We start from the raw sequence: 15,264 nt of genomic DNA, 5'->3' as shown, positions 1-15,264 counted from the left end.
TATTGATTTTCATAGCAAAAAAAGCCCTTGAGAAAGGGCTTTTTTTGTTGTTGACGTGAGGTGATGGATAGCCTATAATCTATCATGTAAGCACTTTCAGTAAGCGGTTTATTCCATTTACGAAAACGTTTTACGTTTGTTAGAAGAAGAATCTTTCTTTTGGCAGAATCGAAACGTCAGCTTCAGTAAACACGTCGGAATGAACGATATCGAAAGCGCATTCAAAAAAAGTGGTATCCTCAGGCATAAAGCCTGTTATACAGATAAAACCTTCATAAATAATAGGGGGAACTAGACAATGAGAGGCAAAATGAAAGGCAATACACCCAAGACGTTTGCAATGTTGATGCTCGCAAGTGCAATGTTGGTTACAGCTGGTTGTGGGAATTCGGGAACCAAAGAGACTTCGGAGTCCAGCGGAACCGAACCGATCACAGTTACATTCTTCGGGGCGGATGCTAGTCCAACCTGGAACAAGATGCAAGATGCTGTTGGTAAAAAGATTACGGAGCAAACAGGCGTTACCATTGAAGCAGAGTATGATGTAAACGATGGTGGTAACCAGAAGATTGCACTAATGGCTGCCAGTGGTGACTTTCCTGATATGATCTACCCTAAAGGTAACTTATCTAAGCTTGTGGATGCAGGCGCGATGCTGGATCTCACGGATCTGATTGAAGAGCATGCTCCCAATCTGAAAAAAATCTATGGAGAACAGATGAACCGTTTGAAATACAGTTTGGAAGATCAAGCGATCTATACCATTCCAACTAATATGGGTGTTGATAATGTTACGTTTGACGCTACAGGTGGATTTGAAATTCAGCAAAGAGTATTGAAAGAGCTTGGATACCCTGAAGTGAAGACACTTGAGGATTACGAGAATGTACTCAGAGCCTATTATGAAAAACATCCAACCATTGATGGTCAACCAACTATTCCATTAACATTGAATGCAGATGATTGGAAAATCATGATCACGGTAACGAACCCGGCTTTCCAGGCAACAGGTGCACCGGATGATGGTGAATATTACATTGACCCTGAAACGTATGAAGCAAAATTGCACTACAAACGTCCAGAGGAAAGAGAATATTTCCGCTGGTTGAATAAAATGTACAATGAAGGCCTACTGGACAAAGATGCCTTTGTTCAAAAGGATGACCAATACAAGTCCAAAATTGCCAGTGGCCGTGTCCTCGGTCTGATTGACCAAGAGTGGAACTATCAAGAAGCGGAGAACGCGCTTAAATCATCTGGTAAGGATGATGCCACATACGCTCACTTCTCTGTATCACTTAACGATGAGATTGTGGATCACACGTTCCAACCAGCCGGATTTGACGGTTATGGCATCGGGATTACAACTTCGGCCAAAGATCCAGTGCGTATCATCAAATTCATGGATTGGCTTGCTTCCGATGAAGGACAAGTTCTGAGAAACTGGGGTATCGAAGGTGAACATTACAACGTAGAAGATGGTAAACGCGTGATTCCAGATGACGTACAGGACCGCAAAACGAATGACAACTCCAATTTCAGCAAGGAAACAGGAATTGGGATGTATAACGTATTTAGTGCAAGATACGGTGATGGTGTAAAAGATTCTACGGATAACTATTACACAACAAACTTCCCTGAGCAGATTGTAGCTGGTTACACGGCTGCAGAGAAGGAAACGCTGAAAGCTTACGGTATCACGACTTGGAAAGAGTTCTATCCGGCTGAAGAAGATCTGCCAGTTAAGGATTGGGGCGCAGCGTATAACATGTCCGTACCTTCCGGTACAGACTATGAGGTAACGTTCCAGAAAACGCAGGATATCATCCGTAAACGGATTCCGGAAGCTGTTCTGACTACACCAGCAAACTTTGATACAACCTATGATGCTTTACTGGCTGATTTGGACAAAGCGGGTGCAGTTGAAATGGAGAAACAATTTACGGTGTGGGTTAAGGAACGTGTCTCTCTGTGGACAGGAAAAGACGTAAAATAATATGGATTGTCTGTGATCCATGGTTACACAAGGAAAGGGCCCTATATGGGCCTTTTTTTTTGTGGATTGATGTGATGATTTGCATTGACGCAAATTTTGAAATCACATATAATTTTATTATTGTAAGCACTTACCGAAAACGTTTTATGACATAAGAAATATACTGCTTATTTAGGAACAGGAGCTAATCATGTCCCAACACAATAACGAACCTAAAATCAATCGTCTATGTTATCAACAACCGGCAAAACGCTGGGAAGAAGCATTGCCCATCGGAAACGGCCGTCTTGGAGGCATGGTGTACGGAGGCGCAGCAGATGAACGAATTCAGCTCAATGAAGATACATTATGGTCAGGGTTTCCACGGGATACGATTCAATACAGCAGTCAGCGGTATTTGAAGCAGACGCGAGAGTTGATCATGTCTGGGAAGTATGGTGAGGCTGAGGATTTGTTGAACCGTGAAATGCTTGGTCGTGATGTGGAGGCTTACCAGCCGATGGGTCATTTTCTATTGCACCATGAGGGTCTGGATGATCTTTCATATGATGCATTTGAACGGGAGCTTGATCTGGAATCGGGTATTGCAACCACAACCTACTCATTGGAAGGAACTCAATACGTACGTGAAGTGTATTCAAGTGCTTCGGATGATCTGATGGTCTGCACATTAACTGCTGATCAGAAGGGCGCTGTGAGTGTAAGTGTTACGCTAGACAGTCCCCATCCTTATCGCGTTGAGACTTCGGGAGATGCTCTAACCATGTTCAGTCGGTGCCCAAGTCATGTGGAGTCCAATTACTTCAGAGATCACCCAGAATCCGTCCTCTATGAAGAGGATCGGGGAACGGCTTATGCTGTCCGTGTAGCATTTACGGCATCTGGCGATCAGATGAAGGTCTCCAATTTGGAAGGCAAGTTACATATTCAGGGTGCTAATCAGGTTGTGTTTTATCTGGCAGCGGCTACCTCCTTTGAGAGTTACGATGTGTTACCTGTGAAGGATCATCTTGTATTGGAAGAGGAATGTAAGGAGATGATCTCCAAAGCGACCAAACATGGCGCGGAAGCGCTTCGTGACCGACATATTCAGGATCACAGCGCGTTGTTTAACAGAGTCTCTATTGATTTAGGGGTATGGGCTAACGCCGAATTACCTACAGATGAGCGGCTGCAGGCTTATCAGGCAGGGCAACAAGACCCTGGACTGGAGGCACTTTATTTTCAATATGGAAGATATCTGTTAATGGCTAGTTCGCGTCCGGGCAGCCAGCCTGCCAATCTGCAGGGAATCTGGAATCATCAGGTAGAGCCGCCATGGCATAGTGACTACACGATCAACATCAACACGGAGATGAATTACTGGCCAGCAGAAGTCTGCAATCTCAGTGAATGTCATGAGCCACTGTTTGATATGCTGACCGATCTCAGTGATACAGGACGAAGAACGGCGCGGATTCTGTATGGAGCCCGTGGATGGACTGCCCATCATAACGTGGATATCTGGAGAACCTCTACACCGACAGGTGGAGATGCAAGCTGGGCTTTCTGGCCGATGGGTGGCGTGTGGCTGACCTCGCATCTATGGGAGCATTACCAATTTACCGGGGATCAGCGTTTTCTTGAGGAACGTGCGTATCCCATCATGAAAGAGGCGGCGCTGTTCTGTCTCGATTGGCTGGTGGAAGGGCCCGATGGTTATCTGGTTACGATTCCATCCACTTCACCAGAGAATAAGTTTCTCACAGATGCTGGGGAGGCACGCAGTATATCCATGGCTTCAACGATGGATATGACGTTAATTCGTGAACTGTTCAGCCGCTGTATGGAGGCCGCGAAGCAACTAAATATAGATGAGTCGTTGGCAAGCGAGTGGAGTGAGGCTCTGGAGAAACTCTATCCATTCCGAATTGGAAGCGAAGGACAATTGCTGGAGTGGTTTAAGGATTTTGCCGAATCCGAGCCAGGGCATCGTCACGTCTCCCATCTGTATGGACTGTATCCGGGAGAGCAGATCAATCCAGTACACACACCGGAATTGGTAGAAGCAGCACGGGTATCGCTTGAACGTCGTATCTCACAAGGTGGCGGGCATACAGGATGGAGCTGTGCATGGTTGATCAATCTGTATGCACGACTGTTGGATGGCAGCCAGGCACATCAGTTTGTGCGCACGTTGCTGGCCCGATCCACACATCCGAATCTGTTTGACGATCATCCGCCGTTCCAGATCGATGGTAACTTTGGAGGCACGGCTGGAATAGCCGAGATGTTGTTGCAGAGTCACTTGAACGAGTTACATTTACTGCCGGCACTGCCTGAACTCTGGACTCAAGGTCGAGTTGAAGGGCTTCGTGCAAGAGGTAGTTATACAGTGGGAATAACATGGGCGGACAACAAGCTTGCGTCAGCAGTCATCAAAGCAGAACGAAGTGACACGCTGACCGTTCGCAGTGCTTATCCGCTGCGTGTGGAAGGAAACGAACAAGCCAAGGCAGAGCTTACGCCTCAGGGCGATTATGTAATTATTTTAACGATGACCGCAGGACAGACGATCCGCGTGTCATCATGAGACGGAGGAGCCAACCATGACCATTTTTAAATTTCCGCAAGATTTTCGCTGGGGTACAGCAACAGCTTCCTATCAAATAGAAGGAGCGGCACAGGAAGGTGGACGCGGGGTATCCATCTGGGATACGTTTGCGCGCACACCTGGCAAGGTATATAACGGAGACAATGGGGATATCGCATGTGACAGTTACCACCGTTACGAGGAAGACATCGAACTAATGAAGAAACTCGGGATTAATACATACCGGTTCTCCATTGCCTGGCCGCGTATTATTCCTGACGGAGATGGTGAGATCAATCGGGAAGGTCTGGACTTCTACCACCGCTTCGTGGATGCATTGATCGAGGCTGGAATTGAACCGTTCCTCACACTGTATCACTGGGATCTTCCGCAAACGCTGGAGGATGACGGAGGCTGGGGCAACCGCAGAACTGTGGATGCTTTTGTGAAATATGCCGAAGTGATCTTCAAAGAATTCTCGGGCAAAATCAACTTCTGGCTGACATTCAACGAACCATGGTGTATCGCGTTCCTGTCGAACCTTCTGGGGATTCATGCGCCAGGAAACAAAGACCTGCAAACTTCTATTAATGTGGCACATGGATTACTGGTTGCTCATGGTAAAGCCGTTCAATCCTTCCGTCGCTTGGGAACAACCGGTCAGATTGGTATTGCTCCGAACGTGTGCTGGGCTGAGCCGTACAGCAAATCTCCTGAGGACCAAGCTGCGTGTGACCGATCAATTGCGCTTAATACCGATTGGTTCCTTGATCCAATCTACAAAGGTTCATATCCGCAGTTTATGGTGGATTGGTTTGCAGAAGCGGGTGCTACCGTACCAATTCAGGAAGGTGATATGGAGATCATCTCGCAACCAATCGATCTGCTCGGCATTAACTATTACACGATGGGGATCAATCGCTTCAATCCGGAGGCAGGTGCTCTGCAATCGGAAGAAGTTGATATGGGCCTCACCAAAACTGATATTGGCTGGCCTGTGGAATCACGTGGTTTGTATGAATTTATGCATTACTTGCAAAAGTACGGCAATGTGGATGTATATATCACAGAGAATGGTGCCTGCATCAATGATGATCTGGAGAACGGAAAAATTAACGATGATCGCCGGATTTCATATTATGAGCAGCATTTGGCTCAAATTCACCGCATCATTAATGACGGCATTAACCTGAAAGGGTACATGGCATGGTCACTGATGGATAATTTTGAGTGGGCAGAAGGCTACCGTATGCGTTTTGGTCTTGTTCATATGGACTATCGTTCACTCGTGAGAACACCGAAGGAGAGTTATTACTGGTATCAGAACGTCATCAAGAATAATTGGTTGGAGACACGGAACGAACATAATCCCCAATAGTTTGGGTGGCAGGTTTCAAGGGTAAAGCAGGTCCTCATTATATATGGTTCCCTTATTAAAGCTGAGAACGACGGTAACATTGGAGTATTCCAATGTGCCGTCTTTTTTTGTGTTTTTACCGTTGGAAAGGAGTAGTTCATAAAGGTTTCATAAGGTCAAGTGCAGTTCCTGTTATGAAGAGACGTTTTTTGGGTTATAAGAAGTATGAAAGAATTTAATAATGCTTTGTCAATGGTCGAAATGAAAATAAAGTGTCCAAATTGCGAATAAAATTTGAACATTTGTTGACTAAAAATCATACTGATGTGGTATATTGGTATAAGGAAAGCACTTACAAAAAGGGAAAAGGAAGTGTTTACTATGGCATCGAAGACAGCAATGGTTAGCCAATTGGAGCGCAAAGACAAAAATATGCGGCGCGCCGTCTTGACGATGACAGTTCTGGCATGGGTCGCACTCATTACGGGAGTGATCATGTGTCTGATCAATCTGAACGAATTTAATGATCGTAATCTTGGCTTGATGGTTGGTATTGGATTCCTTGTAGGTAGTGTGTTTATTTACGTTATTGCCAAAGCGATTGGCCTTGTTCATACACGCCGGGAAGACGAAGGCGCTGATTGATTATAATCCTGCGTTAATTCGTTCATAATAAGACTGGATGAGTTCCCGGAATCCAGTCAATAAAGCCCTTTGCGGATTCGTTGACACTGTTCAACGGGACTGCAAAGGGTTTTATTTTGTGACTTGATGTGTAAAGATTACGAAGTACAAATATCAAGCATGCAAGCGATTTGTGAGAAAAAATTCACACATTTAAGGTGTAAAATCGACAAATTTGTTAACAAGAACAAAAAAGTTGTTCATTTCTGATATCTTTAGTAGGAAGAGAGTAGTATACTGATTTTTCAGTATGAGCGAATTTAAGGAGAGGGGATCAAAATGAACAAGAAACCTAGGTCGCTAATCCGGATTATCATTCCGGTTGTCCTGACGTTGGTTACAATTGCATTGATTGTCTGGCCAATGCTGGCAGGCGGACAGTACGTTGTTCTGGATCCGAAGGGGCCAATTGGCGCTTCGCAGAGAGATTTGATTGTCATCTCGACAATTTTGTGTGCTGTCATTATTGTGCCAGTACTCATTTTGGCTGCCGTAATCGTATGGCGTTACCGTGAGAAACCGGACAACAAAGCAGCATATGAACCTAACTGGGCTCATAGCACCAAAGCGGAGGTTGTATGGTGGACCATTCCAATTATTATTATTGGAATACTTGCAATTGTAACGATTCGTTACACGTATGTTTTGGAACCTTCGAAGCCGTTGGCTCACGAGAAAGCACCAATTACCATCCAAGTGTCTTCACTGGACTGGAAATGGCTGTTTATGTATCCAGAACAAGGAATTGCAACGGTTAATACGTTGAATATTCCGGCAGACCGGCCCGTGAAATTTGAACTCACTGCGGATTCACCGATGAACTCATTCTGGATTCCGCAACTTGGAGGACAGATTTATACGATGTCGGGTATGGCGATGACCTTGTATCTGCAGGCAGATCATGAAGGCAAGTACTGGGGTTCAGGCGCTAACTTCACAGGTGAGCATTTTGGAGAAATGCGTTTTGATGTGAATGCTACATCGGACGAAGATTTTGACAATTGGGTAGCTGAAGTGAAACAGAGTTCTCAGGCGTTGACTACAGAAGGTTACAAAGCACTGGCTGAGCCAGGCACAAGCAACGTTGCTTATTATTCTGCCTTCCCAGAAGGATTGTTCCAAAATATTGTGACCAAGTATGTAGTAGATGGTCAAAGTGCTCACAGTAAGCATGGAACTTCAAAAGAAGCTTCTGGAGCCATTCAAAATGCAACTGATACGTCCAATCAAGACGAGGACGAGAGTGCTAACTAAAGATTCGAAAGGAGGCCCCCAATGTTAGAGGGACTTAAAGAGTTTGCATCGGAGTTTTTCGTAACCGGTGATCCGCTCATTTATGGTGCGATGGTAGCTATCGGAATTACCATGATTACTATTGTAGCGGTGCTAACTTATTTCAAAAAATGGGGCTGGCTCTGGCGTAACTGGTTAACGACTGTCGATCACAAAAAGATCGGTATCATGTATATCATTGCTTCCATTATCATGTTGTTCCGTGGTGGTGTGGATGCGCTAATGATGCGCCTTCAGCTAGCTATGCCTAACAATGAATTTCTGAATCCTGAGCATTATAATCAGGTCTTTACAACTCACGGTACGATCATGATCTTGTTCATGGCGATGCCATTTATGTTTGGTCTATTTAACGTTATCGTGCCATTACAGATCGGAGCAAGGGACGTTGCGTTCCCGTTCCTGAATGCACTGAGCTTCTGGTTATTCTTCCTGGGAGCAATGCTGTTTAACCTGTCATTCGTTATCGGTGGTTCACCGGATGCAGGATGGCTGAGTTATCCGCCTCTATCGGAGCTGTCACACAGTCCGGGGGTAGGACAGAACTTCTATATATGGGGTATACAGATATCGGGTATCGGTTCCTTGGCTACCGGTATCAACTTCCTGGTTACCATCATTAAAATGCGTGCGCCAGGCATGAGATGGATGAAAATGCCGATGTTCACATGGTCGGTATTCTCCACTTGTATCATTATCTTGTTTGCTTTCCCGATCTTGACCGTGACACTTGCATTGTTATTCCTCGACAGGTTTGCCGGGGCGCATTTCTTCACACTTGATCTGGGCGGTAACCCAATGATGTATATCAACTTGATCTGGATGTGGGGTCACCCTGAGGTATACATTGTCGTCTTGCCGGCATTCGGTGTTTTCTCCGAGATTGTAAGTACCTTCTCTCGGAAAAAACTGTTTGGCTACAAATCGATGGTATTCGCGATGTTGATCATCAGCTTCCTGTCCTTCTTCACATGGGCGCATCACTTCTTCACGATGGGTTCCGGAGCAGACGTGAATGCATTCTTCGCCGTAACTACGATGTTGATTGCTATTCCAACAGGGGTTAAGATATTCAACTGGCTGTTTACCATGTATCGAGGAAGGATTCGCATGGCGACTCCGATGATGTGGACACTTGCCTTTATCCCGTGCTTTATTGTCGGGGGTATGACAGGCGTTCTGTTATCCGTTGCTCCTGCTGACTTCCAGTTCCACAACAGTTACTTCCTGATTGCCCACTTCCACCAAGTATTGATCGGTGGCGTTGTCTTCGGATACTTCGCAGGTCTGTACTACTGGTGGCCTAAAATGTTCGGTTTCCAACTCGAAGAGAAACTGGGCAAATGGGCATTCTGGACTTGGAATATTGGTTTCTATGTCTGCTTCATGCCGCAGTACGCTGTCGGTCTAATGGGTATGACACGTCGTCTGAGCACATACGGCTGGGATACTGGCTGGTGGGAACTGAACTTCGTATCCACAATCGGGGCATTCCTGATGGGTGTCGGATTCCTGTTCCAAGTTGCACAAATCGCAGACGGTATTCGCAAATACAAATCACTCAAAGCTTCCGCCGATCCATGGGATGGCCGTACGCTGGAGTGGTCAATTCCTTCACCAGCTCCTGAATACAACTTCGCCGTTACACCGCGCGGAGATGATATTGATGAGTGGTGGGAAGAGAAAGAACGTCGTGCCAAAGGCATCTATCCGCCAGAGCAACCGCTTGAGCCGATTCATATGCCGAAGAACTCTGGAATTCCGTTCATCATGTCTGTCTTCTGGTTCATCGCCGGTTTCGGCTTTGTCTTCGGATGGTTGTGGATGGCAATTCTCGGACTCGCTGGCGTAGGGATCTGTATGATCGCCCGTTCATTCTCATATGATACGGATTATTACATTCCGGTTGACGAAATTAAACGTACCGAAGCGTCGTTAAGGGGGTCGGTATAGATGGCTCAAGCAGCCGCTAAGCACGGTGAGAATCATGCACATGGTCACGACCATGGACATCATGATCCACAGGAAATGAAAATTCTCGGTTTCTGGTTCTTCCTGATTTCCGACGTTATCCTGTTCTCCGTATTGTTCGCAACCTTCATTGTGTTGCGTGACAATACGGCGGGCGGACCGATTTTGTCTGAATTGATCAAAATGCCTGGTGTTATTGCCGAAACGTTTATCTTGCTCACAAGTTCATTTACGAGCGGACTAGCCGTACTGGCGATGAATCAAGGCAAAGTAAAACAATTAATCAGTTGGCTGGCAGTTACAGCCGTTCTGGGTGCAAGCTTTATCGCACTGGAAGTATATGAGTTTATTGAGTTGATTCACGAAGGGTTCAGCTTTACAACGAGTGCTGCTTCTGGCGCATTCTTCACCCTTGTGGGAACTCACGGACTTCACGTATCGCTCGGTCTGATCTGGATGATTGGACTTATGTTACAACTGAAAAAACGTGGTATTACCGATGTTACTCGCGGTAAAATTAACGTCATCAGCTTGTACTGGCACTTCTTGGACGTCGTATGGATTTTCCTCCTGTCGATCGTCTATCTCATGGGGGTGATGTAGATGTCAGAGCACAACTCACATGATTCCCACGGTCATGAGCAACATGGTTCACTGAAGTCTTATGTCATCGGCTTCATTCTGTCCGTCGTTCTGACAATCATTCCACTTGTGGTGGTTCTCAATGATATGATGGAAAGAACAGGAACACTCATTGTTGTTCTTGGCACGGCAGCACTTCAGTTTGTGGTTCAACTCTTCTTCTTCATGCATATCCGTGAAACAGAGAAACCACGCTGGAATGTGATGGCTCTTATCTTCGGTTTGCTGATTATGATGACCATCGTAATTGGTTCGATCTGGATTATGCTTAACAATGCTGTTGCACATTAATTGATATGATGAAAGAGCTTCACGACCTTGGAATTCAAGGTTGTGGGGCTCTTTTTTTTCTAAGCAGAAGTTATCGCATATTTTAATGAAAAAAAAGTTGGATTATATCATAATAAGTCGTTGATGAAATAATTTACCAGTGATACTATTGTTATACACTCTGGAAATATATTCAATATTTTAGTTAGAGCAATTTTAGCAAAATTATTTTAGGAGATGTACTAATGAAAGCAAGGGTAATCCGTTATTATCGTTTTGGCGAACCAAGTGAAGTGTTATGTATGGAAGAAAAAGATGTGATACCCCCTGGCCCCGGTGAATTAGCAGTGAGGATGTATGCTCGGCCTATTAATCCCTCCGATATTATTCCTGTTCGAGGAGCTTACCCGCATCGTACCCGATTACCAGCTGTTCCCGGGTTTGAGGGTATGGGGATAGTAGAAGCAGTAGGATCGGGAGTATCCAATCAAATGTTGGGGCGTCGTGTCTTGCCACTAAAAGGCGAGAATACTTGGCAGGACGTCGTGAAGACTTTGGAGCGACATACAATCATTGTGCCGAATGATATCGATGATCACTCAGCAAGTCAGCTCTATATTAATCCGGTTACGGCTTGGTTGATCTGTACAGAGGTGCTTAAGCTTACGTATGGTGATACCCTGATTGTGAATGCAGGGGGATCTGCAATCGGGCGAATCTTTGCACAGATCTCAAAAATCTATGGATTTAAATTGATTGCGCTTACGAGAGATGATCGTCATACTGCTGAACTGTATCGTCTTGGAGCAGCTTCTGTTATCAGTACAACGAAAGAGTTGCTACAGGCTAGAATCACGGAATTAACAGAGGGCTACGGTGCAGATGCAGCCGTGGATTGTATTGGAGGGACAGATGGGGAACAGTTGGTGAGTTGCCTTAAGCCAAATGGGACGGTCATCAGCGTAGGATTGCTTTCGGGGATCACACCATTATGGCATGAAGTAACCCGGGGAACACAAGTTCATGTGAAACTTTTCTGGTTAAAACATTGGGTGGAACGCTGTTCACAAGAACGCTGGGAACAGGTATTTCATGAGGTGATGGAGCTGGTCAGAGCAGGGAGGCTGGTCATGGCAAACATTGGGACGACGTATGAACTAACGAATGTACAACAGGCTATTGCAGCGGCTGAATCGGGTATCGAGGGGAAGGTTCTCTTAATACAGTAATACATAAGACTTGGAAAACTCAACATAAAGAATGCGTAATTAACAACTAATTCATATTGGGGGCCTTGTTGTGAAGATTAAAGATATGATGTTTACTGCGATTATGGCAGCCGTTATTGCAGTACTTGGACTGTTACCGCCGATTCCACTACCATTTATACCTGTGCCAATTACAGTCCAAACGCTGGGCGTAATGCTGGCAGGCAGTATCCTTGGTGCTCGATTGGGAGGGATAAGTCTCTTACTCTTTGTTGTTCTGATTGGTTTAGGAGCTCCATTGTTGTCCGGTGGCAGAGGGGGCTTGGGTGTTCTGGTTGGACCTACAGGCGGGTATGTTCTCAGTTATCCGATTGCTGCTTTTGTGATTGGGTTGTTAGTTCAACGTACATCCGTTGCAGGCATTAAATTTTGGAACTTTCTACTGAGCAACATCGTGGGCGGAATCCTTGTTGTGTATGCAGTGGGTATTCCATTCCTGTCCTTTATAACGGATGTACCAATTACACAGGCTATCATAGGCAACCTTGTTTTCATTCCAGGCGACTTGCTCAAAGCAGTGCTTGCTTCACTTATTGCTGTTAGAATCCTCAAGGTAAGTCCTACAATGATCCAGGATACGAAAAGGCAGACTCCGGGGGTCTAACATTATGATATTCAGAGACTGCACATTCTTAAAGACTTCTGTACAAGTAAATCGCGCCCAGGTGATGGAGGTACTACAGTGATTCATTTTTCCAATGTAACGTTTGGTTATGCAAACCGAGCAACAATGTTAAACGATATTAACCTTCATATTGGTTCTGGTGAATATGTGGCGTTTGCTGGAAGGAATGGAGCAGGGAAATCCACCATAGCTAGGTTAATGAACGGGTTACTCCTTCCAACCACAGGCCAAGTAACTTTTAATGATTATGTGACATCCAATGAAAATGATTTAAGTATCATTCGTCAGAGAATTGGAATGATCTTTCAAAATCCAGAGAATCAAATTGTAGCATCTACAGTGTTTGAAGATATCGCCTTTGGCCTGCAAAACGTTTGTGTCCCTACTGAAGATATCGAGCGTCATGTAACAGAGGCATTGAGCCAAGTGGGGATGCTGAATTATTATAATTCTGATGTATATTCGTTATCAGGAGGGCAAAAACAGCGTATCGCTATTGCGGGAGTTCTCGCTATGGGACCAGAAGTTATTGTTTTTGATGAATCTACCTCAATGCTCGACCCGGAAGGCAAAGATCAGATTGCATTGCTGATGGGAGAGTTGCATAAACAAGGAATTACGATTGTAACAATTACGCATGACTTAGAGGAGATTGCAGCATCTTCGAGGGTTATTGTACTTGATCAGGGTGACATTTGTTATGATGGATCGCCCGAGGCCTTGTTTCAGGGCGAATACTGGCGTTTTCCCGGGATAACGGCTCCTTTTATTGTCGAGGCAAGAGAGGCACTGAACCGGAAGGGGCTACACTCTTCTTCGGCACTCACTCTGGAAGATTTGGTGGATGATTTATGCAAATTACACTAAAAGAAGTGAACTTCTCGTATCATGTTGGAACACCACTGGAGAACAACGTATTGAGCAACATTACACTCACCATGGGCGATAATCGCATTTTTGCTGTTGTGGGAAAAACGGGATCTGGCAAGTCAACTTTTGTACAGCTGCTCAATGGGCTTCTGCAACCTACAAATGGAACAGTTGATATAGGGGATTTTCGAATGACAACCGATCGAAAGAAAACGCACGTTCTCTACGATAAAGTGGGTATTGTATTCCAATTTCCGGAGCATCAATTATTCGAGGATACGGTAATAAAAGACATATCCTTTGGTCCCAAGAACTTGGGCTGGTCAGCTGAAAAAGTTCGTAGTACATGCTTGGATGCATTACACATGGTAGGTCTGGACGAATCTTTCTGCAATAGATCACCGTTTGAATTAAGTGGCGGAGAGAAGCGGAGAGTGGCAATTGCAAGTGTGATAGCGATGAACCCGGAGGTACTTATTCTCGACGAGCCAACCGTAGGGTTGGATTCGGAAGGGAAAGAGCAGCTGATGGAACTCTTTTGTTCCTGGCAGCAGGAACAGGGGAGTACGATCATTATGGTGACGCACGATATGGAGACTGTTGCCGAGTACGCCGAAGAAGTGATTATATTTGAACGTGGTCAAGTGCAAAGACATACGACTCCGCTCCAATTGTTCACTGAATATCAAGTTGAGTTGAAAGATATGGGATTAAAGCTGCCTAAAGCGCTCCAGCTCGTGGAAGCCATAAATGTAAAATTGAACGTTGAATTGCAGCTGGAGTCGGTAAAGAAAGAATGGATTTTGTCATATATTGCTGATTTTTTTCAGAGGAAGGAATTGTAGTTATGTCCTTATCTCAATCCTTTATCATTGGTCAGTATGTCCACAGAAACTCCATCATTCACCGGCTTGATCCAAGAGCTAAACTCGTCATCGCGTTCCTGTTCATGTTGTCTGTCATGCTGTTGAACTCATGGCTTTCATACGTATTGTCTGCGGTGTTTGTGGTGTGTGTAGTCACTATATCGCAAATACCACCCTCCTATATTGTTAGAGGATTGAAACCTGTTTGGCTAATAGTCATTGTCACATCTGTGTTTCACATTTTTCTGACACAAGGGGGGGAGCTATGGCTTGAAGCGGGAGTGTTTTCGATCTACGAGGAGGGTGTCATTAAAGCAGGTAATATAGCCATTCGCATCATTCTTCTTCTCGTCATCGCTTCATTGTTGACACTTACGACAAAGCTGGGTGATCTCGCACAGGCTATTGAAGATCTGTTGAAGCCTGCCAAGCGGTTGGGTGTTCCTACACAGGAATTTGCGTTGATGATCTCGTGGACGATCCGCTTTATTCCAATCCTGTTGAATGAAACCGACAACGTGATGAAGGCACAGCGGGCAAGAGGTGTTCGTTTTAATTCCGGTAATATCGTTCGTCGTCTGCAAAGTTTTATCCCAATTGTAGTCCCTATCCTTCTGTTAGCTTTCCAGAAAGCCGAAAGCGCTTCACTGGCCGTTGAGGCACGCGGATATAGCCCAGGCATGAATCGAACGCAACTGAGAACGTTAGCTTTCAAAAAGCTCGACTATCAAGTGCTGATCATATCCATTTTTTGTTTCGCACTTTTGTTGGCATTACGAAAGTGAGGTAAGCTATGAGGATTTACCCGACAAATCTACATGAATATCACAAACTCATATCAGTATCTAAA

13 protein-coding genes are annotated in these 15,264 nt (G+C 45.1%); all 13 read left to right on the top strand.

Annotated features, from left to right (window positions below; all coding sequences use genetic code 11):
* Positions 1-310 precede the first annotated feature (310 nt).
* Positions 311-1,996, top strand: coding sequence for an ABC transporter substrate-binding protein (locus MHI55_RS26815; RefSeq protein ID WP_339191467.1), 1,686 nt, complete (start codon positions 311-313; stop codon positions 1,994-1,996).
* A gap of 190 nt (positions 1,997-2,186) precedes the next feature.
* Complete coding sequence (locus tag MHI55_RS26810; protein ID WP_340387624.1) at positions 2,187-4,568, top strand: glycoside hydrolase N-terminal domain-containing protein; 2,382 nt, start codon at positions 2,187-2,189, stop codon at positions 4,566-4,568.
* A gap of 16 nt (positions 4,569-4,584) precedes the next feature.
* Positions 4,585-5,946 (top strand): GH1 family beta-glucosidase, encoded by a 1,362-nt coding sequence (locus MHI55_RS26805; protein ID WP_339185685.1) that lies wholly within the window; start codon positions 4,585-4,587, stop codon positions 5,944-5,946.
* Positions 5,947-6,306: 360 nt separating this feature from the next.
* Complete coding sequence (locus MHI55_RS26800; RefSeq protein ID WP_036606904.1) at positions 6,307-6,570, top strand: hypothetical protein; 264 nt, start codon at positions 6,307-6,309, stop codon at positions 6,568-6,570.
* Between the two features lie 318 nt (positions 6,571-6,888).
* A complete protein-coding gene (gene cyoA / locus MHI55_RS26795) occupies positions 6,889-7,863 on the top strand; it encodes a ubiquinol oxidase subunit II (protein ID WP_076253565.1) in 975 nt (324 codons plus the stop codon).
* Between the two features lie 21 nt (positions 7,864-7,884).
* Positions 7,885-9,855 carry a cbb3-type cytochrome c oxidase subunit I gene (locus MHI55_RS26790; RefSeq protein WP_036606909.1) on the top strand — a complete coding sequence of 657 codons (1,971 nt, stop codon included), beginning with the start codon at positions 7,885-7,887 and terminating at the stop codon, positions 9,853-9,855.
* Positions 9,856-10,476, top strand: a complete 621-nt coding sequence (gene cyoC / locus MHI55_RS26785; protein ID WP_036606911.1) for a cytochrome o ubiquinol oxidase subunit III — start codon at positions 9,856-9,858, stop codon at positions 10,474-10,476.
* Positions 10,477-10,806, top strand: a complete 330-nt coding sequence (gene cyoD, locus MHI55_RS26780) for a cytochrome o ubiquinol oxidase subunit IV (protein WP_036606914.1) — start codon at positions 10,477-10,479, stop codon at positions 10,804-10,806.
* Between the two features lie 224 nt (positions 10,807-11,030).
* Positions 11,031-12,014: a zinc-dependent alcohol dehydrogenase family protein gene (locus MHI55_RS26775; protein WP_340387622.1), complete on the top strand. Its 984-nt coding sequence runs from the start codon at positions 11,031-11,033 to the stop codon at positions 12,012-12,014.
* Between the two features lie 70 nt (positions 12,015-12,084).
* The gene (locus tag MHI55_RS26770) at positions 12,085-12,657 is read left to right on the top strand and encodes a biotin transporter BioY (RefSeq protein ID WP_340018540.1); all 573 of its coding nucleotides are present in this window, start codon (positions 12,085-12,087) and stop codon (positions 12,655-12,657) included.
* A gap of 78 nt (positions 12,658-12,735) precedes the next feature.
* Positions 12,736-13,545, top strand: a complete 810-nt coding sequence (locus MHI55_RS26765) for an energy-coupling factor transporter ATPase (protein WP_340387620.1) — start codon at positions 12,736-12,738, stop codon at positions 13,543-13,545.
* Positions 13,530-14,393: an energy-coupling factor transporter ATPase gene (locus tag MHI55_RS26760; protein ID WP_340387618.1), complete on the top strand. Its 864-nt coding sequence runs from the start codon at positions 13,530-13,532 to the stop codon at positions 14,391-14,393. The genes MHI55_RS26765 and MHI55_RS26760 overlap by 16 nt, the downstream gene beginning before the upstream one ends.
* Positions 14,394-14,395: 2 nt before the next feature.
* A complete protein-coding gene (locus MHI55_RS26755) occupies positions 14,396-15,199 on the top strand; it encodes an energy-coupling factor transporter transmembrane component T (RefSeq protein ID WP_340387616.1) in 804 nt (267 codons plus the stop codon).
* Positions 15,200-15,264: the final 65 nt, after the last annotated feature.

Source organism: Paenibacillus sp. FSL E2-0151, assembly GCF_037993015.1.
GTDB classification, from domain to species: domain Bacteria; phylum Bacillota; class Bacilli; order Paenibacillales; family Paenibacillaceae; genus Paenibacillus; species Paenibacillus amylolyticus.
Note: the sequence above shows the minus strand (reverse complement) of the source record. Positions and strands in the feature narration are given on the sequence as shown.

Excerpts from the sequence above, each read along its gene's own strand:
- MHI55_RS26815 (WP_339191467.1), top strand. The coding sequence starts at position 311 with ATGAAAGGCAATACACCCAAGACGTTTGCAATGTTGATGCTCGCAAGT.
- MHI55_RS26810 (WP_340387624.1), top strand. The coding sequence starts at position 2,187 with ATGTCCCAACACAATAACGAACCTAAAATCAATCGTCTATGTTATCAA.
- MHI55_RS26805 (WP_339185685.1), top strand. The coding sequence starts at position 4,585 with ATGACCATTTTTAAATTTCCGCAAGATTTTCGCTGGGGTACAGCAACA.
- MHI55_RS26800 (WP_036606904.1), top strand. The coding sequence starts at position 6,307 with ATGGCATCGAAGACAGCAATGGTTAGCCAATTGGAGCGCAAAGACAAA.
- cyoA (WP_076253565.1), top strand. The coding sequence starts at position 6,889 with ATGAACAAGAAACCTAGGTCGCTAATCCGGATTATCATTCCGGTTGTC.
- MHI55_RS26790 (WP_036606909.1), top strand. The coding sequence starts at position 7,885 with ATGTTAGAGGGACTTAAAGAGTTTGCATCGGAGTTTTTCGTAACCGGT.
- cyoC (WP_036606911.1), top strand. The coding sequence starts at position 9,856 with ATGGCTCAAGCAGCCGCTAAGCACGGTGAGAATCATGCACATGGTCAC.
- cyoD (WP_036606914.1), top strand. The coding sequence starts at position 10,477 with ATGTCAGAGCACAACTCACATGATTCCCACGGTCATGAGCAACATGGT.
- MHI55_RS26775 (WP_340387622.1), top strand. The coding sequence starts at position 11,031 with ATGAAAGCAAGGGTAATCCGTTATTATCGTTTTGGCGAACCAAGTGAA.
- MHI55_RS26760 (WP_340387618.1), top strand. The coding sequence starts at position 13,530 with ATGCAAATTACACTAAAAGAAGTGAACTTCTCGTATCATGTTGGAACA.
- MHI55_RS26755 (WP_340387616.1), top strand. The coding sequence starts at position 14,396 with ATGTCCTTATCTCAATCCTTTATCATTGGTCAGTATGTCCACAGAAAC.